The following is a 19,452-nucleotide window of genomic DNA, read 5'->3' on the forward strand; positions in this document are numbered from 1 at the left end:
ATACCGCGATTCATTCGCGGTATCTCAGCCGCTAACAAGTAGCGGGATGACGAGCTTATCGTCATGCCACCACGAACCGTCATACCGCGATTCATTCGCGGTATCTCAGCCGCTAACAAGTAGCGGGATGACGAGCTTATCGTCATGCCACCACGAACCGTCATGCCGCGATTCATTCGCGGTATCTCAGCCGCTAACAAGTAGCGGGATACTTGACCTTTACAGGAATGACAGTTGTCGTTTAGCTATAAATATTAAGAAATTTACCAAATAAAAAAAAAGGCAAAGAAACCCTAGGGTAGCTAGTATTCAAATTCTCCCTTGTCTATTTGACGTCTTTTACTGTCTTAAACACTTTATAAGCGCGTTTCGGCTTGTATAGGTAGAAACCTAAAAGTTTTATAAAGACATGAGATGCACATAGTGCAAAAAATTAAGCATGATTTACGCCAAATACATTAAGTTTTTTGTCATTAATCCACTGCAGAGATTGCGAAGATAAATAAATAGCTTCAGTTTCATGATAAGAAGGCTGGCGGAGTTTGTCAAGTAAGTTTTTCGTTTCATCCAATGCGCTGCCAAAAGTTTGTTATGCAAGAATGCACTAGCCATTTCTCACAGATTCATTTAAACTTAATCAAGTAGGAGTATTATTAACGCGAAAAGAGTTTAATTAGAGATTTAAGTGATATGGCGCGTGAGGAAGATATAAACCAATTAGTAGAAAATGGATTTGATATTAACTCAAAAGATGCAAGTGGAATCACTCTCTTGCACAAGTTCACAAAAGAAGGTGATTTAGTTGGAGTAAAGTCATTACTAGAGCACGAAGCTGATTTCAATGTCGTAGACAACGAAAATAGAAATCCACTGCATTATGCCATTATGCATGGACACAAGAAAGTTGCTAAACTTTTTGTTAATCAACTGACAATTAATTCCAAGGATAAAAATGGATTTACTCCACTGCACCTTGCTGCACTACAAGATGACACGGAATTAATAGATTTTTTGATAACAAAAGGCGCAAAAATTAATGAAAAAGATGTCAAAGAGGGCTATACTCCTCTTCATATAGCTTCACTATACGGTTCTAAAAAAAGCGTCCAAATTTTAATTGATAGCGGAGCAAATCTCGAATGTGAAGATAACAATTTTCGTACTCCTTTGTTTTTAACCATTTATCAATGCACCGCACATTATGACAGCAGAGCAGAAATTATAGAATATCTGATAAAGAAAGGTGCAAATATAGAAGCCAAAGATGCAGAAAATAACACTACGCTTTTCCTAGCAGCGTATAACAACAAAATGCAAATAGTAAAGCTTATTGCAAAAAAACAGCAAGCAAGTAACGATAAAATTAAACTTAAAGAGTTTTTTTGCACAAAAAACAATCATGGTTTTGATGCATTAGATTGCGCTATTGAGCATAATAATAGAAAAATGGTAACATTTCTTGTATCAAAAGGAATAGATGCAAATGATCAAGATTTTAATGGCAACGCCAGGCTGCATAAAGCTAGCCATAATGGTAACACTAAAACAGTTAAGCTCTTATTGAGGCTTAAGGTAAACATTAATGCTGTTACTAAATGTAACAGAACTCCCTTGCTACTGGCAGTTAAAAAAGGCCATACAAAAATTGTGAAAATGTTATTGGAAGTTAGAGCCAATATGAACATTTGTGAGCAACAAGGTTTTGCACCTCTACATCTTGCTGTTCAAAAGGATTATTTTGATATAGCTCAGCTATTAATAGAAAAAGGTGCAGACCTTAACATTAAGTGTAATAACGGTCATACCGCAATAGATATGTTCATTAGCAAGGCTCATAGCAAAAAAAACATCGAAGAAAATTACAAAAAATTTTGCAGATTTTTGATGCTTTACCTGAAAGAGCTACATAGTAAACACAAAGCCTGTTGTATACTTTCAACCCTAGCTCTAAGCCTAACAATTATAGGCTTACCATTTATTTTCAAGCCTATTATTAAATATAGAGAAAGAAGTAAAATATATAAAAAAACTAAGGCTATGCTGGTCTACATTTAAGTACAAGAAGAGTATACAAAAAATACATAGCCAAAGCTAATATATGACAATTATCTGCTCGATGAAAACGAAATTAAATACATTTTTAATATTTTTATAGAAATCTATTAGTATAGATCTATATGCTGTTCTAATGGCTATTTTTAAATGCTTAATACTCCTCTTCATTATTTCTTGCACACATCTACCTACCAAGCAATATCCTATTAACATAGACAATTATAAGCACGATTATCCGTTGCAACAATATAACACCTCTTTGGAGATTAATGAACCGGCAATACCAGAAATTATGCCTTTACCAATAGAGTTTCCCGATCTCACAATCAGTAATCAGCTTATTTCTATTAATGTTAGTGAAGAAGTATCAGTAAAGGATTTGCTGATTGAGATAGGAAAACTTTCTGACGTTAACTTGGATATGGACCCAAAAATATCAGGTAATATTATTTTAAAGCTAAAAGATAAGGATATAAACGAAGTAATTCAGAGTATAGCAAATAGCGCCAAACTGCGTTACTCAACAAGTAATGGTGTAATTAGAATTGAGCAGGACTTGCCATACGCACAAAATTATTACGTAGACTTCATCAATATTCAACATTCTGCTCAAAGCAGTTTCGTCATTAATAACAATATTACTAACAGTGATGGAAGTAACGTTGATAGGGACTATAACAATGTTATGAAGTCTCAATACAGTAGTGACTTATGGAATTCATTAGAAAAAGGCTTGAATGCAATAATGGATGTTAACGGGGTGGATGATGGCGAATTCCTTTCATCCAACAGAGAAGCTGGTGTTATTATTTTGAATGCTAGAAAAGATATCCACAAAGCTGTTGAAGAATATATCAATAAGGTTAAGAAGTTAGCGTCTTCTCAAGTAATGATAGAGGCAAAAATAGTTGAAGTTGTGCTAGATGACAAATACCTTTCTGGTATGAACTTAAATGACTTACAAGATGGAACTAAGTCTATAATAAATCAAGATAACTCCATTATTAACCTAGCAATGAACTTTGGTGCAAATGATCTAGGAGATTTAGTAAAAAATTTAGACAAATTTGGCACTTCAACTGTAATTTCAAGCCCCAGAGTACATGCTATAAATAATCAGCAAGCGATGATTTCATTTACTAAAAACCATATTTATTTTACCTCCGATATACAAAAAGATACTAGAAACTCTAATCAGACCTTAATTACCAAGATGAATAGCGTCCCAATAGGTGTTGTGCTAATAATCCACCCAAGCATTAACATTGATACTAGTGAAATATTCATGGATATACATCCAACTTTATCAAGAATTAACGGCTACACTAAAGATCCAGATATAGAGTACGTCGCACAGCAGAGTAAAATGAAATTAAATAGCGACATTCCAATTGTTGAAATCAGAGAAATGAACTCTATGTTAAAAATTAAGAGCGGTGAAATTATGGTAATCGGCGGGCTTATAGAACATAGAGAAGATAAGCAAAGCTTATTGCATCAGAAATCAAAAAGGCTAGCGAATAATATTAGAACAGTAGAAACTGTCATTTTTTTAAAAGCAACAATCGTACCAACATTTGGTTTGTTAGATAGAAAAGATAAGAATTTATATATATATTAAATTATCACTAAAAATTAAATATCAAACCAACTTCAATATTGTGAGTAGATATGTCATCTGCAACAGGTATCGGAACGCTAAAGTAACGATAGCCGAGAAAGGTTTTGATTTCTGGGATTATTGAATAATCAACACCAAGTTTTATTTGATAAGCAAACCAAGGAACATTCAGTGGCATTGAATTTTGGGGTGACCCATTAATCCTTTTTAATCTAAAAACTGTTGGTCCTATACCAAGACCGATGTACGGAGCAAATTGTGTATCCTGAACGCTGGGATTATAATAGAAGTTTAACAAAAACGCAAATATACTTGCTGATTTATCAAATACCGGAGGAGAATTACTATCTTCAATATTGGCTATAGAATACGCGGCTTCAAAATCAATTTTACCATTTTCTCCAGCATAGTAACCTAAAGACATGCTGCTAAACCACTGGAAATCAATTTTACCATCAAATTGCTGTATACTTTTAATTTCATCTGCCACTATATTTTTTATTATAAAACCATAATGACTTTCAACTAAAGTTAGGACTCTCTCCCCTATTGCCTTTATACCCTTTACAAATATTTCTGAATTATCATGGTATACCTTACCACCGTTAGCGCTAACATAAAAATCAAGTTTTTTTGATTTTTCTTTTGTAGGCTCAGCTTGATCTGCAATACGTGACCACATATTTTTCTGATCAGCTACTTGGAAAACAGAAGGTGGACTACTTTCAAGTTCTTGATATTTTATTGGTATTTCTTTTGCAGTAACCTCCTCAGAACGTATCACACTTTCATCATTGTCTGTTTCTAATTTTAAGGGTTGTACTTGCTCAATGTGTGTACTATTACTAATATAAGTAATAAAAAAATAGACACATGGAATGAAAATTAAAAATAAAGCAATAGATATTTTAGTTATCACAAATGAACCCATAATTATCATTTATAGTATAACTACTATATCATATATTTCTTTAATGTACAAAAAATTAAGGTAAGATACTTCCGATTAGATAATTATTTTCCACTCCTTTAACATTAACTTTCACAATACTCTTGGCTTGAGCTTTTGGTTCAAGCTTTACTAATGCAAAATTTTCTGTTCTACCGATATGATTTTGCTCAACCAGAACGCTTTGCTCGGTGCTGAGCAAAGATTGATAAAAACTGCTCATCATTTCCTTATTCACCTCTCTTAGGTGCTTTACCCGTTCTTTACGTACATTTTCTGGTATTTGCGGCATCCGTGCAGCAGGTGTATTTTTCCGCTCTGAATATGGAAAAGCATGTAGGTAAACTACATTTATTTTTTTTAGTAGATCAACCGTATCCTGAAACATTTCATCAGTTTCTGTTGGAAATCCAGCAATAATATCAGCGCCAAATGCTATATTAGGTCTCAAGCTCTTCATTTTATGATAAAATTCTATCACTTGCTCTCTGTTGTGACGACGCTTCATTCTCTTTAGTATTAAATTATTACCAGATTGTAGACTCAAATGTAAATGAGGCATAAGTCTTGACTCATTAGCTATTAAATCCATTAATTCGTCGTCAACTTCAGCAACATCGATAGAGGAAAGTCTTAGCCTCTTCAACTCTGGTATATCCTTTAAAACTCTCCTAATCATTGAACCAAGTGATGGCTTACCCAACAAATCTGTACCAAAGTCAGTAATATCAACCCCTGTAAACACTACTTCTTGATATCCATTTTCTACAAAGATCCTGATTTGCTCTATAATACTGTTTATTGGCACAGATCGATTATTCCCTCTTGCCTCAGTAATTGAACAAAATGTGCAGCTATGATTACAACCATTTTGAATTTCAATAAATGCCCTTGACTTATCTTCAAATCCATTAATTAGAACAGGTTCTACTTGGTTATCACTGACCAAGATTTTATCGTCATTTAGTAAGTAATTTTCAGCTTTTAGCTTATCTTGATTACCGAGCACTTTACTTACACCAGGAATGCTACTGTAAACTTCTGGATCCAACTGAACAGCACAACCAACTACGATAATTTCTTTATTTGGATCATTTTTGTAAATCTTACGTATCTTTTGCTTTACCTGACGTTCTGCTTCGTTTGTCACTGCACAGCTATGCACCACAACAACATTTTCTCTCTTTGCTTTTTTTAATGCTTCTTTGATTAACTCGCTCTCGTAAAAATTTAGACGACAACCAAATGTTATCACTTCATTCATGTTAGTATTTTTTGCTTTAATAGACCTAAATTATATCAAATATCCAAGCAAAGTCTCTTGCATGACTATTTTTTTGTAAATAAATGCTATGCAAGCAGCAGACACTGGGATCTCAACGATTTTCACTCAGACACAGTATCACTCCTTTGCTTATTATAGTCTTTTGACCTTTTTAAGATACAATCCGGATTGGATACTGAGTTGGTGAGTATAAAAGTATAGCTTCTACGTCATACCGCTGCGGTATCTCTTAGCCGCTAACAAGTAGCGGGATGACGATTGTCGGTGAATCTAAGTTACCTTAGCTACATTTCTAGCTGTAACTATAAATGTATGGATTTTTTATCGTGCCATGTTATAATTAACGTCTTGCTAAAAATTAAATATTGATGAATGAACTAAGAAAGTTAAGTATTACACAAATGCATGACGGGCTCAAAAAAAAGAGTTTTTCTGCCGTTGAACTCGTAGAGGCGCACATCAGTGCGGTTGAAAATGAGAAATTAAATGCATTTATAACAAAAACCCCAGAGATAGCAATGAAAGCTGCTAAAGCTGCAGATGAATATTTCTCTAGGCAAAAGGATGATTTAATCTCGCCGCTCATGGGTGTACCAGTTGGCATCAAAGATCTATTCTGTACAAAAGGAATAAAAACAACAGCATGCTCAAAAATGCTGGAAAATTTCGTTCCGACTTACGAATCTACGGTGTCTGACTTGCTTTTAAAAAGTGGAGCAGCCATGCTCGGTAAGCTTAATATGGATGAATTTGCTATGGGTTCTGCGAACACAAACAGCTATTTTGGCCCTGTCGAAAATGTGTGGATTAGAAAAAGTGATGGGGAAAAAGTTGTTCCTGGTGGATCATCTGGTGGATCTGCAGCATCGGTGGCTGGATTTTTATGCGCTGGAGCACTAGGGAGTGACACCGGTGGATCTGTACGCCAACCAGCAGCTTACTGTGGAGTAGTTGGAATAAAGCCAACTTATGGAAGATGCTCGCGTTTTGGTATGATTGCATTTGCGAGTTCTCTAGATCAAGCAGGAGTCATTACTCGTTCTGTCTCTGATTCAGCATTAATGCTGGAAGCAATCTGTGGCTATGATACAAAAGATTCAATATCAAGTAGAAAGCCAGCACCTAAATTTTCCAGCTTTATAAATGGTGATGTTAAGGGTAAGCGTATTGGTATACCAAAAGAATATAGGATGGATGGAATTTCAGAGGAAATAGTCCATAATTGGGAGAAAGTTGCTTCCTATTTAAAAGAAAATGGCGCTGAAGTTGTTGACGTTACTCTGCCACATACTAAATATGCAATACCAGTCTATTATTTAATTTGTTCTGCTGAAACTTCATCCAATCTTGCTCGTTATGACGGTGTGCGTTATGGGTTCAGGGTTGATGCTGATACCCTTGAAGAAATGTATTCACTAACAAGAGCAGAAGGTTTCGGTAAAGAGGTGAAAAGAAGAATTTTAATTGGCGCTTATGCGCTTTCTTCAGGTCATCATAATGAATATTACGAAAAAGCGCAGTGCATTAGGGCATTAATCAGAAATGATTTTATAAAAGCGTTTGAAAAAATAGATTACATACTTGTGCCATCTGCTCCAACAGAAGCTTTTGGCTTAAATGAAAAGCCAGATCCGCTAATTATGTGCATCAATGATGTGTTTACTGTGCCGGCAAGTCTGGCAGGATTGCCTGCTATTTCTGTTCCTGTTGGGCTCTCCAATGAGGGTTTACCACTTGCCTTGCAAGTGATTGGAAATTATTATGATGAAGCTGGAATATTAAATGTGGCAAGTGTGATAGAGCAAAATTGCGGCAGAATAATTAGACCTCTTGCATAATCTATTTTTTGATAGTAATTTTTGCATTAAAATTTGCTTACGCTCCTCAACGTACTCTATGGTTCCATTTTTAGATGAATAGCAAAAACAGGGTATATTAATCTGTTTACAAAATTTTCGTGTAACAGTTCACACTTAATTAAACAGACTGAATTCTGTAATTTTGGGATGTTGAAAAATTTACCTCACGTTGTCATTCCAGCGCATAACGCTGAAATCCAGATTTATAGAAACGAAAAAACTTGCTTGACACCCTTCGCCAACCCCCTTATTATGATGTGTAGTACAATGATACAAATTAAGAATTCCCCCATCCTGTGCTGGTTCTTCGATCTGAAATCCTACTTCTACCTGATCACAACCAATGTTAATTTGTCCTATTAATGCTTTAATAATGCCGCGCTTAGTTTGCCAATCTAGCTGTTCCAGGTTCGATTTTACACTAGAATAAAAATTCTTTATGCTATTTATAATAAGACTTATTCCTTTTTCTACTGCCTTCTGATCAACTACCTTTTTTTTCTCTTCTTCTATCCCTTGTAAGCGTTCTTTCATTTTTCTCATTGTCTGTTTAAATTCTTCCTCGCTTATATATCCTTTCTCTCCTGCATTTTCTTGACTATAATAATCTTCCATTAATTTTTCGATACCTTCTTTTATTTGATTTTCTCTTCTTGCAAACTTTTTCTCTGATGATTCATCATTTTTATTTTCTAATACTCTACGTTGGTATTCCTTTTTTATCATCTCTGGGTTTTTTAGTACATCTTTCACCTTTTCCCATACTGACCTTACCCAGAAAAAGTGGAGAGAAAGAAAGGAGTTTTTTCGGGTAAAATAAAATTTTGGAGGATTAGAAATGGTAAGAGAATATACAGCAGAATTCAAATTGGAAGCTGTTAAACTGGCAAATGAACAAAGAAAGGCAGGTCAAACAATTACAAAAATAGCAAAGGATTTAGGAATAAAGGGTGGTTTATTAGGAAAATGGATAAAGAAACACAACGAAAAAAAGTCGGCAGCAGATGCATTTCCAGGTAGAGGTAACATGGCTCCTTACGACAAGGAGAGGTTTGATTTACAAAGCAAGAGTAACAAGGGAAAGAGACATTTAAAAAAAAGCCCTGGCCAGTCAAAAAGAGTAAAATATTTTTTTATATAGTAACTGCTATAAAGTACAGGAATTATATAGGATTTTCTGCTAGTGGCTACTATAAGTGGACCACAAGAAAAATAAGCAGTAGAGAATCAGCAAATAAAGAGCTACTCGAAGCTATTCAAAAAATATATCAAGTTTCTAAATGTAGATATGGAGCTCCTAAAATTTATGCTGAATTAAAGGCTTTGGGTAAAAGTTGCAACTTAAAAACAGTGCAAAGTATTATGCAGAAAAATGGTATTCAGGCTATATTGAGAAGAAAATTTAAAATTAAGAAACAACAAACGGACAGTAGCTCCCAATATATTAGACCAAAACTTTATTGTCGATCAACCAAATAAAGTATGGGATTACTTATATAAAAACCAAAGAAGGATGGCTATATTTGGCAACAATAATCGATCTATATTCACGCATGGTAGTTAATGAGCAGTTCAATAAATAAACAATTGGTTATGGACTCTTTATTAATGGACGTTAACAAGCGTAAACCTGCCAAAAATCTACTATTACATAGTGATCAAGGTTCACAATATACTTCGCAAGGTTATCAATATCTCTTAGCTGTAAAGAATATAGATGAGTAATAAAGGCTGTTGTTACGACAATTCTGTTGCAGAAAGCTTCTTTAGCTCATTGAAAAGAGAAATACTTATTGATACTTCACAACACTCTGCTCAACAAACTAGAACTGCAATATTTGAATACATAGAAATTTTTTGGGAGTGTTAAATAAACCATACGCGTCAAGTTAAGGAAAAGTGTAAGTAAAGTTGATAGAGTGAAGGAAAATAATAAGGTATAAATTCTCTTGGATATATGAATGAGAGAACTTACAATGGACAGAATAGCTTGCTTATCAAAAGACCTCAATGAATTCTTTAATGAAAAAGCAGACGAAATATCAATTACAGTAGGTTTTATAAAAAGAAAGAGAAAACTTAATGGCTCATCATTCATAAAAGCTATGGTTTTTGGTAACATAGGAGTTGATGATTGCAGCATAGAAACAATGTGCCAATTGCTAAATGAAGACTCGATAGAAATTACAAAACAGGGTTTAGATTTTAGGTTTAGTGAAGAAGCAGTTGAGTTCATGAAAAAAATGTATAACGAAGCTTTGTGTTTATTTAAAAAAAGTCTACAGATTGATTGCAAAATTTTACAGCAATTTGGAAGCGTTAAATTATTGGATAGCAGCTACATTAGCCTGCCCAGTAGCATGGAAGATATGTACAAAGGATATGGCAGTAGCTATAGAGATTGTGAGAATAATACCAAATCAGGAATAAAGCTACAGTTAGTCTTTGATTACCTGAATCAAGCGCTAGATAAGTTAAATTTTATGGAAGGAATAAGGTCGGATCAAGGTTATAGGGATTATCTGAACGGTTTATCAGCCAATGATTTGCTAATATTTGACTTGGGCTACTTTGTGCCTAGTTCTTTTAAACAGATTGATGAAGCAGGTGCATATTTTGTTAGTCGTTATAAGTCTGATACCAATATATATGATATAGAAACAAATCAAAAAATAGAGCTATTGGAGTATTTGGAAGGTCAATTATCTTCAGAAAAAGAAGTATTATTAGGAAAGGAAGTAAAAATTAAGGTAAGAATTATATGTCAAAAGCTAACTGAAGAACAGTCTATGGCTAGAAGAAGAAAGGCTAATAAATTAGCAAAGTCACATGGATATACATCTTCTCAAAAGAATCAAAAGTTATTAGATTGGTCAATATTTATAACTAATGTTCCAGAGAGTAAAATTAATGCTGAACAAATATTGACGGTTTATAGAGTAAGATGGCAAATCGAATTACTATTTAAACTATATAAAAGTCATATCAATCTTGATAAACTAAAAGGAAAGACAAATCCATTTAGAGTATTGTGCGAGCTATACGCAAAATTATGTGCTATTCTCGTATTTCACGGAATGATTGGCTGTGTAAAACTAAAAAAGAACACGGAGCTCAGTTTAACAAAGGCATTTATTGAATTGAAAAGGCGGGTTAGAGAGCTCTTTTTGATATTAAACAATATTGTCAATAATTTAAAAATTTTTCTAAAAAAGCTTACTATAATCTGGTCAAAGTTTTCTTTGAAAGACAGATATAGGAAGACCAGGGTATCTACTTTAAGCTCTCTACATTCCTTAACTTGACGCGTATGGTTATGCAAGCTGTGCGCACAGGAGTACATGAATCCATACGTGGATACGAAGAAAAATTGTAAGTCATAAAAATCCTTTAAAAAGCAACTATTAGATTATTATAGGATAAAAAAGTTAATGATTTAATAATTTTAAGGCTAAAATTAGCATATACAAAGTCCTTAACCTACAGTACATTTCAAAATACGACTTTAATGTAGCAGATATTAGAGTTAAAAGTTTTACTATGGTAGAATAATGATAAGATTCCAAGAAGAAGCTGTCAGTAGTCAAATTAGTCGTGTTGCTGAAATAAATTGTAATATATGGTTACTGTGAATAACAATTGCTTATCTTCTCAAGCAAAACATGAAACACATGGGTTGAATAACACCCATGTGCTCTTGGAAGCACGTATAGCTAGACGTGCGTTTATGAGTTGTTTAAAAACAATCTTCTAACAAAGAAACCCAAATTCATCACAAGGATTATGACATGTGTCATAATAATTATGATATGAGTTAAAATGATTGTGGCACGAATTAGTAGCACAAGGTGCGTATGCAGGTGCACAAGCTTGTGCACAGTTCGATACTGGTGTTGGTGAAACTGATGCTGGCGAATTAAAAGCCGTACATGGTAGTTTTGGTAAATGACTATAATTATAAACCATAATGATCCTTTAAAAAATACTATGAGATTATTATAAATTAAAATAATTAAAAATTTAATAATTTAAATTATAAATCTAGCATATCAACTAACGGTATGATTTAAATTTTTTTTCAACTCCACTGTATCTTCGCCAGTTTTGCATACATCCCGTCTTCACTTATTAGAGAGTTGTGAGTTCCTATTGGCAACCGTAGCTCAGTTGGCAGAGCGTTAGTTTGTAGTGCTGAATGTCGCCAGTTCGATCCTGGTTACTCACTCTATTTTTCTGCAAAAATGCCATCTGGGCTGAAAAGCCCAGAAAGCATTCAGTCTTATATAAAATTAGTATCAACAGAAACAAGACTATCCTCATTATCATAATAGTAAGGATTTGTTTTTTCCGTACTATCAAAAACAGTTTTTAATAGTACTTCCTTATCACTGTCCCATGCAACTTTCTTCATAATTTTAGCAAAATCTTCACACTTTTTGTCAACTCCACAGTCCTTTATTTTGCCATTAGCCTTTAGATAAGGCTTTAATGAACTATACAATATCTGAGTGTTATTGCCCTCTTTATCTATCATTTGTCCTAATGTGTTAACAAGTATCAATGGTGCAATTTGTTTTGCTTTCGCAACAATTGTTCGATCGGACTCTCTAATGAGATCAGGACATGATTCTCTCATAAAAAAGCTTTTGTTGTATTCTTTATTATTATGATAACCGGCAGGGTAACAGAAACTCTTAATTTCATCGTCTTGACAGGCTATCTCTTGTGGATTATCCATACATTTTTTACATGACATATTACTAAAATAGTGTGCTGAATCAAAAAGCTCTGTAAAGGCAAATTTAAAATTTACTACACCGTAATAACCCTCTATTCCCTTTTCTATATATGTCGCAATTTTAGGATTACTATACATCTCAGGATACAATTCCTTTAGTAAATCAGATGTATTAAAACCTTGATGACCTATCTTATTATAAGCTGTATACCAAGAAGCATATGCTCCACAATTTTCAGCTTGGGAACAATCTAAGGTTATTTCTTGAGATGTAATGACACTTGCTTTTCCAGTTTCATCTTCTTTCTCATCAGTATCAGGTTTGTTTGTACCAGTTTCATCTCCTTTTTCACCAGTATCAGGTTTGCCTGTACCAATTCCTTTCTCTTTTTTGCATTCTTCAGCTTCTTTTTTATACCACTCAACCTCTGCCTTTGCCATTCCAATTTTACACTTTACAACTTCTTCTTTGGCTTTCTCAACTTTCTTTTCACACTGTACAAATGCTTCTTTTATCCCTTCAGCCTCCTCTTTTGCTTTTCCAGCGTCTGCTTTTGCCTGTTTAGCTTCTGCTTTCACTTTTTCAATCTCATCTTGAGCTTGTTTTATTGCTAAATCGGCTTTTGCTTTAGCATCATCTTTTGCACGTTCTATTGCCTGTTTAGCATCATCTTTTATCCTCTCAGCATCTTTTTCACATTTCGCAAACTGCTCTTTTGCTTCTTTAGCTTCACCATGTGCTTGTTTTACTGCTTCCGCAGCTTCTGCTTTAGCATCATTCTTTGCCTGATTGATTGCCTTTCCAGCGTCTTCTTTTATCCTCTCAGCATCTTTTTCACATTTCGCAAACTGTTCTTTTGCTTCTTTAGCTTCACCATGTGCTTGTTTTATTGCCTTTTTAGCATCATCTTCTGCACGTTTTACTGCCTTTTTAGCACCATCTTCTGCCTTCTTAGCCCTGTCTTTGCACTCTTCAAGTGTTTCTCTGGTAAATTCATCATCCTTTTTCTCTTTTTCGATCTGATCTCTTAGACCCGTAACCTGATCCTCAGTTACTACCTTATCATCAGTTACTACCTGATCTTCAGTTGTGATTTTATCCTTGATCGTCTCATCTACACCCTCATCACTATAAGAAAATTTGTTAGTATATGAATAGCGATTATTGATTTTATCACTATAGTTATGTTTTAACATAGAGACCTCCTATACAGTTAAAATTGGAATTACATTAAGATAGAACAAGCTATGAATATAACGTGAATGAAAGAAACCACAGGTCACGAAATTTCCGGATAACTATGGAACCATTATAAAATAATAAAATTAAAAAATTAATAATTTTAATTTTAATTTTAAATCTAGCATACTCATTAAATCAACAACGATATAGCTTAAATTCTCTTTTAATTTACACAATATTTCATGCCTACTGTATCTTCGCCAGTTTTGCATACAGCCCGTCTTTACTTATTAGAGAGTCATGAGTTCCTACTTCTTCTACTTTTCCATGATTAATTACTATAATCTTGTCAGTCTTGAGTGCGGTTGATAGCCTGTGTGTAATTACGATTGTTGTTCTGTTTTGCATTAACTTGCTCAAGGCTTTTTGCACGAGGTTCTCACTTTTGTAATCAAGGGCAGAGGTTGCTTCATCCAGTATTAAAACCTGAGGATTGTTGAGTATGGCCCTTGCTATTACAATACGTTGTTTTTGTCCTTCAGAAAGTTTTAATCCTCTTTTTCCTACAAATGTATCAAATTTATCAGGCAGCTTATCAATAAATTCCATCGCATAAGCGCTGATGGCTGCTTGCTTCACTTCCTCATATTCGGCACCTGGTTTGCCATATAGTATATTTTCCATTATTGAGCAAGAAAATATCATGTGATCTTGTGGCACTAAGCCAAACAACGATCTGAGGTCATTTAGCGCAATTGACTTAATATTGTGCCCATCGATAGTAATGCTACCTTTGTTTGGATCATGAAAACGGAGCAGAAGCTTTAAAATGGTGCTTTTACCACTGCCAGATGGTCCAACAATTGATACTGCTTGACCTGCCTCTATAGAAAATGATACGTTATTTAACGCTGGCTTATCAGACTGAGATTCATAAAAAAATGTTACGCCATTAAACGAAATTCCCTTTTGAACACTACAAATTTTTATAGGATCATCGGGATCTGCTATAGAGCTTTTCATATTTTTAAATTCAAATAAACGCTCTACTATTCCAAGACCTCGTTGTAAATCACTGATATTATCGCTCAAATTATTTATAGCTCCTGCTGCGAGCGCTGAATAAAACACAAATGAGGAGAGTTTTCCAATAGTTATATTATTGCTTAAGACTTCTTTAATACCAAAAAAGAGCAAAACAACTAGTGAACCTATCACACACGTGATAACTAGAGTTACTAAAATAGCACGCAAGAGTACTAATTTTACGTATGATTTTGATACTGAGTTTAAATGTTCCTTAAAACGGATTTTTTCGTTTTCCTCGAGTACAAACGATTTGATAGTCACTATAGATCTAAAATTTTCCTCACTAAATGACGCAAGCTCACTTAATTTATCCTGGGCAAAGCGTGCATAGCTACGCACTTTTTTTCCAAGTGAGGTCATGATAATGAGTAGTATAGGTATTATTGCGGCTGCATACGCAGTTAGTTGTATATTTGTATACAATAACATAGCAACACTACCAATCAGAATCACAAAATTTCGTAATATGGTTAGTAAGCTGCTGTTTATTATTGATTGCAGCACAGAGGTATCAGTAACTAACGCTGAAATAACATCTTGTACGCCTGTGTTCTCAAAGAAACTTGGTTGCAAGTTAGTGATACTGCTATATAAGTCATATCTGATTCTTGCGATAACTTTCTCGCTGCCAATGCCAATGAAATATAACCGAGTAAATGCAGTGAGAGAAATGGCTAAAACTATAAGTATTGCAACTAATAGTTTGGTAGTAAAATCGTGCTCTGTGCCAGAATCAATTATATTGCTTAAGCCTCTGCCAAAGAGGAGGATCATTAAGGCTGAAAATAAAACTGCAATAAAAGCTATGATGAAATAAGATAGATTAGGCTTTATATAGTAAAATAACTGCCTAATATTAGATCGCATCTTATTTTAAAGTTTCTAAAGTTAAGTATATAGATTCTAGTTTCAGGGGAAAGGGAAAAGGTGTAGTATGAAGCAATTTAGGTTCTGCAGCTGTTGTGATTTTAGTCCACCAAGAAAGGGTAGTAGCTCGCAGAAACAAAAAACTTGCTTGACAAACTCCGCCAGCCCTCTTATCATGAAACTGAAGCTATTGTATTTGCTTTCGCCAATCTGCAGATTAAAAGGTAAGGATTACTTAATGTATCGGCGTCTTATGTTCAATTTTTTGCAGTATATAGATACTGTATGTCTTTACAAAACTTCATCTACATCTAGATTTTTATCTAAATAAGCTGAACGCGCTTATAAAGCGTTACAAGACATCAAAAAATGCCAATACTCGACAGAGATAGTAAAAGACTAGCTAACTCGGGAATTCTTTGTCTTTTTTTCTGCTTAGTAAATTTCTTAAACATTTGCAGCGTAGGTTAGTTGCAATTAAAAGCAGCTAAATTGCAGTGTTTAAGACTTAAAAAACGCCAATACTGAAAATAGACAATGACTAGGGTTTCTTTTGCCTTTTTTTCGTTTGGTAAATTCCTTAATATTTATAGCTAAACGACAATCGTCATCCCGCTACGTGTTAGCGGGATCTATGTTAAGGTATGACGGTTAAGTAAGGGATCTATGTTGAGAGATACCGCGAATGAATCGCGGTATGACAGTGTAGATAGTAATTCGTCATTCCGCTACGTGTTAGCGGGATCTAGAAATACCGTGAATGAATCGCGGTATGAAGGTTTGCGGTGGTATGACGATAAGCTCGTCATCCCGCTACGTGTTAGCGCCGCAGCGGTATAGCTATACTTAAAAATATGGTTGAATAGTTGTTAATAATAGTGTATAATTATTAATCTTTTCTCAGTATTTTTACTATGGCTCTTTCTAAATTTCTCGATCCAAAATTGGACCTAACATTTAAAAAAATATTTGGTACTGAGAGAAATAAGAATATTCTTATTCATTTTTTGAACGATATTTTAGGATGTACTGAAGTCAACACTATACAAGAAGTAGAATTCTTAAGCACCATTATGGACCCTGAAATTGCTTCTGATAAACAAAGCATTGTTGATGTTCTTTGCAGGGATTCTAGTGGGAACAGGTATATAATTGAGATGCAGCTCACTCGTGATAAAGGCTTTGAAAAACGTGCACAACTTTATGCTGCTAAGGCTTACTCAAGACAAGCTGATAAATCTGGTAAATACGTTGATTTAAAGAAGATTTTCTTTATCGCGATTTCAAATTGTACCTTATTCCCTGATAAGCTTGACTATATATCTAGCCATACCATAAGAGATGAGAAAACCAATGAGCATGACTTAAAAGATTTTCAATTTATCTTCATAGAGCTGCCAAAATTTCCTAAGAGTAGAGAAGAACAACTAGAAAGTGTAGTAGACCGTTGGCTATTTTTTTTCAAATATGCAGATGAAACAACGGACGAAGATCTCAGAAAAATTGCGGAAAAATCACCAATAATAAAGCTAGCATATGATGAATTAGACAGGTTTAGCTGGAATGAAAAAGATTTAGTAGCTTATGAAGAAAGAATAATGGATCTGCGCAAAGAAGAAGCCATTCTTGAATACAGACTTGACCTTGCTAAAGAGGAAGGTAGAAAAGAGAGGGAAATTGAAGTCGCAAAGAATCTACTTAAAGCAGGTGTTTCTTTTAATATTATAGCTCAAACTACTGGTCTTTCTATGAGTGAGATCAAAGAATTGCAGAATTAAGTGTGAATGGTTACGAAAAATATAAGTTTTTGCGATAAACGACATAGTGATGTATTTGTTGTTCAGCATGTCAGTGGAATATTTTCTGAAAAATTTCCACATAACTCTTTCAGATTTCATAATATCTCTTGCCACTCATCTGAACAGATACCCATTTTGGAGGGATACCAATAATAGTTGTGAGCGGTACAAGTTTAGTCCATATACCTTCCAAGCATAATACGCTCACGAAACTTTAATGCAATAGCTTGATTTCTACTAAAAGACAGCATTATGCCAAGTGCGATGCTCGAAGATAAAAGAGAAGAACCACCATAGCTAAGTAACGGCAGGGTTATGCCGGTGGTTGGAAAAACACTCAATGTTACCCCTATGTTTATTATGAATTGTGTGATGAATTGCATTGAGATACCGAGAATCACTAACAGATTAAATAATTCATTTTCCCTATATGCAACGTAAAGCAAACGGGCGGAAATGATGCCAAATAACATCAATGTGGCTAAGCACGTAATCAAACCAAATTCTTCTGCTAAAACAGAAAACACAAAATCTGTATGACAATCAGGAAGAGAGGCTTTTACGCTACCTTCACCAGGTCCAACCCCAGTTAATTGACCTCTTTTGAATGCTTCTAATGATTTTGTAACTTGAAAGTTATCGCGCTGCGTAAAAAAGACAAAATTGTAAATCCTTTGCTTTATATGTGGGAGGCATAAGTAAGCTATTGTAGTTCCAGTTGTGGCCATTCCTATTATGCATAGAAAGTATAAAAATGGTATACATGCAATAAACATTTGACCAATAAAAGAATATGTTAAAAGCATAGACATACTGAAATCAGGTTGCAAAAGTAACAACACAGAAACTAACAGAAATATTATGATTGATATGTGTATTTTAAACTTCATTTCGCTGGCCAAGATACTAGCTATAACAACAGAAAAAAATGGCCTTACAAACTCAGATGGTTGAACTGAAATTTTGACAATATGTAACCATCGTTTCGCACCTTTTACCTCTATACCAAGTATTATCGCAATTGCTACTAGAATAGTAAATAAAATGAAACCTGCGAACGAGAGGTTAAGTATAGTTCTTGTGTTGAGAAAAGAAAATGTCACCAAGGTAATTAGTGACAGGACTATATAAATTGTGTGACGCCGTATAAAATAATCTTGTGGTAAAGAAAGACGCTGCGCAATTACAGGGCTTGCTGAATAAACAAGAATGAAGCTTATAGTGAGCAAAAAAAACACTGGAAGGATGAGATAGTAATCCAGCGTTCTATACCAGAGTTTAATATTCATTTTGTTCCAATGTGTAATGCCACTATTCCATAGCTCATATTATGAAACTCAACATTCTTAAAGCCTACCTCTTCAATTTCCATTTTAAAATCAGCCTGAGTTGGAAACTCTCTAATGCTCCTCACTAAATATTCATAAGAACTCTTGTCTTTAGCAACTATGCTGCCAATTTTAGGAATTACTTTAAATGAATATAAGTCATAAAGTTTGGTAAATATCTCATTTTGATAGTGCATAGGGGCAAATTCTAAGCAGATAAATTTTCCATGTGGTTTTAATACCCTGTGCGCCTCATTTAAAGCCTTCTTGCGGTCAGAAACGTTTCGAATGCCAAAAGCTATTGTGCAATAATCAAATTCGGAGTCTTCAAATGGTAAACTTTCTGCACTTGCACATACCCAATCAAAATTAATTTGGTTTGAATTTATAGCTTTATCACGTCCTCTGTTTAGCATGTTTTGATTTATATCGCATACTGTAACCTTAGCACTTGGCTCTTTTCTTACTACTCTTATTGCTATATCTCCAGTTCCTCCAGCAACATCTAAAACCTTAGAGTTTTTTGTAAAATGCACACTATTTACCATCTTATCTTTCCATAATCTGTGCATTCCGAGGCTCATTATATCATTCATGGTGTCGTAGCGACTTGCCACGGAATCGAATACCTCTTTAACTAATTGTGATTTCTTCTCGATTTTTATAGTAGACATTACGT

16 protein-coding genes are annotated in these 19,452 nt (G+C 34.3%); 9 read left to right on the forward strand and 7 right to left on the reverse strand.

Annotated elements, in window-relative coordinates; translation table 11 throughout:
* Positions 1 to 690 precede the first annotated feature (690 nt).
* Together ABWU40_RS03875 and ABWU40_RS03880 are read left to right on the forward strand one after the other, a co-directional pair.
* Positions 691 to 2,055, forward strand: coding sequence for an ankyrin repeat domain-containing protein (locus ABWU40_RS03875; RefSeq protein ID WP_141457199.1), 1,365 nt, complete (start codon positions 691 to 693; stop codon positions 2,053 to 2,055).
* 133 nt (positions 2,056 to 2,188) lie between these two features.
* Positions 2,189 to 3,676 (forward strand): type II secretion system protein GspD, encoded by a 1,488-nt coding sequence (locus tag ABWU40_RS03880; protein WP_015588942.1) that lies wholly within the window; start codon positions 2,189 to 2,191, stop codon positions 3,674 to 3,676.
* A gap of 7 nt (positions 3,677 to 3,683) precedes the next feature.
* Here the strand turns inward: ABWU40_RS03880 and ABWU40_RS03885 are convergent, their stop codons facing one another.
* Both ABWU40_RS03885 and mtaB read right to left on the reverse strand, forming a co-directional pair.
* Complete coding sequence (locus tag ABWU40_RS03885) at positions 3,684 to 4,595, reverse strand: outer membrane protein (RefSeq protein WP_141457201.1); 912 nt, start codon at positions 4,593 to 4,595, stop codon at positions 3,684 to 3,686.
* A 67-nt stretch (positions 4,596 to 4,662) separates the two neighbouring features.
* Positions 4,663 to 5,889, reverse strand: coding sequence for a tRNA (N(6)-L-threonylcarbamoyladenosine(37)-C(2))-methylthiotransferase MtaB (gene mtaB / locus ABWU40_RS03890; protein ID WP_015588940.1), 1,227 nt, complete (start codon positions 5,887 to 5,889; stop codon positions 4,663 to 4,665).
* Between the two features lie 389 nt (positions 5,890 to 6,278).
* On the opposite strand from mtaB, the gene gatA reads away from it, so the two are divergent.
* Complete coding sequence (gene gatA / locus ABWU40_RS03895) at positions 6,279 to 7,748, forward strand: Asp-tRNA(Asn)/Glu-tRNA(Gln) amidotransferase subunit GatA (protein WP_015588939.1); 1,470 nt, start codon at positions 6,279 to 6,281, stop codon at positions 7,746 to 7,748.
* Positions 7,749 to 7,928: 180 nt separating this feature from the next.
* On the opposite strand, the gene ABWU40_RS03900 is transcribed toward gatA, so the two are convergent.
* Entirely contained in the window at positions 7,929 to 8,522 is a 594-nt protein-coding gene (locus ABWU40_RS03900) for a hypothetical protein (RefSeq protein WP_227738582.1), read from the reverse strand.
* An 85-nt stretch (positions 8,523 to 8,607) separates the two neighbouring features.
* Between ABWU40_RS03900 and ABWU40_RS03905 the strand changes: the two genes are divergently transcribed.
* From ABWU40_RS03905 to ABWU40_RS03925, 5 genes are all read left to right on the forward strand, one after another.
* Complete coding sequence (locus tag ABWU40_RS03905; RefSeq protein WP_081818090.1) at positions 8,608 to 8,910, forward strand: transposase; 303 nt, start codon at positions 8,608 to 8,610, stop codon at positions 8,908 to 8,910.
* Between the two features lie 122 nt (positions 8,911 to 9,032).
* A complete protein-coding gene (locus tag ABWU40_RS03910; protein WP_353279436.1) occupies positions 9,033 to 9,248 on the forward strand; it encodes an IS3 family transposase in 216 nt (71 codons plus the stop codon).
* 238 nt (positions 9,249 to 9,486) lie between these two features.
* Positions 9,487 to 9,639, forward strand: coding sequence for an IS3 family transposase (locus ABWU40_RS03915; RefSeq protein ID WP_353279126.1), 153 nt, complete (start codon positions 9,487 to 9,489; stop codon positions 9,637 to 9,639).
* A 106-nt stretch (positions 9,640 to 9,745) separates the two neighbouring features.
* Complete coding sequence (locus tag ABWU40_RS03920) at positions 9,746 to 11,074, forward strand: IS4-like element ISWosp9 family transposase (protein WP_141457339.1); 1,329 nt, start codon at positions 9,746 to 9,748, stop codon at positions 11,072 to 11,074.
* A 518-nt stretch (positions 11,075 to 11,592) separates the two neighbouring features.
* Positions 11,593 to 11,718 carry a hypothetical protein gene (locus ABWU40_RS03925; protein WP_007549126.1) on the forward strand — a complete coding sequence of 42 codons (126 nt, stop codon included), beginning with the start codon at positions 11,593 to 11,595 and terminating at the stop codon, positions 11,716 to 11,718.
* Between the two features lie 330 nt (positions 11,719 to 12,048).
* Here the strand turns inward: ABWU40_RS03925 and ABWU40_RS03930 are convergent, their stop codons facing one another.
* The gene (locus ABWU40_RS03930; protein WP_015589072.1) at positions 12,049 to 13,704 is read right to left on the reverse strand and encodes a cell envelope integrity protein TolA; all 1,656 of its coding nucleotides are present in this window, start codon (positions 13,702 to 13,704) and stop codon (positions 12,049 to 12,051) included.
* A gap of 232 nt (positions 13,705 to 13,936) precedes the next feature.
* Complete coding sequence (locus ABWU40_RS03935) at positions 13,937 to 15,646, reverse strand: ABC transporter ATP-binding protein (protein ID WP_015589073.1); 1,710 nt, start codon at positions 15,644 to 15,646, stop codon at positions 13,937 to 13,939.
* Between the two features lie 914 nt (positions 15,647 to 16,560).
* Between ABWU40_RS03935 and ABWU40_RS03940 the strand changes: the two genes are divergently transcribed.
* Positions 16,561 to 17,424 carry an Rpn family recombination-promoting nuclease/putative transposase gene (locus tag ABWU40_RS03940; RefSeq protein ID WP_353279127.1) on the forward strand — a complete coding sequence of 288 codons (864 nt, stop codon included), beginning with the start codon at positions 16,561 to 16,563 and terminating at the stop codon, positions 17,422 to 17,424.
* Between the two features lie 194 nt (positions 17,425 to 17,618).
* On the opposite strand, the gene ABWU40_RS03945 is transcribed toward ABWU40_RS03940, so the two are convergent.
* Complete coding sequence (locus ABWU40_RS03945; protein WP_353279128.1) at positions 17,619 to 18,734, reverse strand: FtsW/RodA/SpoVE family cell cycle protein; 1,116 nt, start codon at positions 18,732 to 18,734, stop codon at positions 17,619 to 17,621.
* On the reverse strand, positions 18,731 to 19,447 hold the full coding sequence (gene ubiE / locus ABWU40_RS03950; RefSeq protein ID WP_010962557.1) for a bifunctional demethylmenaquinone methyltransferase/2-methoxy-6-polyprenyl-1,4-benzoquinol methylase UbiE: 717 nt from the start codon (positions 19,445 to 19,447) through the stop codon (positions 18,731 to 18,733). The genes ABWU40_RS03945 and ubiE overlap by 4 nt, the downstream gene beginning before the upstream one ends.
* Positions 19,448 to 19,452: the final 5 nt, after the last annotated feature.

This window comes from Wolbachia endosymbiont (group A) of Cydia amplana, assembly GCF_964028495.1.
GTDB classification, from domain to species: Bacteria; Pseudomonadota; Alphaproteobacteria; order Rickettsiales; family Anaplasmataceae; genus Wolbachia; species Wolbachia pipientis.

What these genes read in the sequence shown, in the direction of transcription:
- ABWU40_RS03930 (WP_015589072.1), bottom strand. Translation starts at nt 13,704, where the DNA reads ATGTTAAAACATAACTATAGTGATAAAATCAATAATCGCTATTCATAT.
- ABWU40_RS03905 (WP_081818090.1), top strand. Translation starts at nt 8,608, where the DNA reads ATGGTAAGAGAATATACAGCAGAATTCAAATTGGAAGCTGTTAAACTG.
- ABWU40_RS03920 (WP_141457339.1), top strand. Translation starts at nt 9,746, where the DNA reads ATGGACAGAATAGCTTGCTTATCAAAAGACCTCAATGAATTCTTTAAT.
- ABWU40_RS03945 (WP_353279128.1), bottom strand. Translation starts at nt 18,734, where the DNA reads ATGAATATTAAACTCTGGTATAGAACGCTGGATTACTATCTCATCCTT.
- gatA (WP_015588939.1), top strand. Translation starts at nt 6,279, where the DNA reads ATGAATGAACTAAGAAAGTTAAGTATTACACAAATGCATGACGGGCTC.
- ABWU40_RS03915 (WP_353279126.1), top strand. Translation starts at nt 9,487, where the DNA reads ATGAGTAATAAAGGCTGTTGTTACGACAATTCTGTTGCAGAAAGCTTC.
- ABWU40_RS03940 (WP_353279127.1), top strand. Translation starts at nt 16,561, where the DNA reads ATGGCTCTTTCTAAATTTCTCGATCCAAAATTGGACCTAACATTTAAA.
- ABWU40_RS03875 (WP_141457199.1), top strand. Translation starts at nt 691, where the DNA reads ATGGCGCGTGAGGAAGATATAAACCAATTAGTAGAAAATGGATTTGAT.
- ABWU40_RS03935 (WP_015589073.1), bottom strand. Translation starts at nt 15,646, where the DNA reads ATGCGATCTAATATTAGGCAGTTATTTTACTATATAAAGCCTAATCTA.
- mtaB (WP_015588940.1), bottom strand. Translation starts at nt 5,889, where the DNA reads ATGAATGAAGTGATAACATTTGGTTGTCGTCTAAATTTTTACGAGAGC.
- ABWU40_RS03880 (WP_015588942.1), top strand. Translation starts at nt 2,189, where the DNA reads ATGGCTATTTTTAAATGCTTAATACTCCTCTTCATTATTTCTTGCACA.
- ubiE (WP_010962557.1), bottom strand. Translation starts at nt 19,447, where the DNA reads ATGTCTACTATAAAAATCGAGAAGAAATCACAATTAGTTAAAGAGGTA.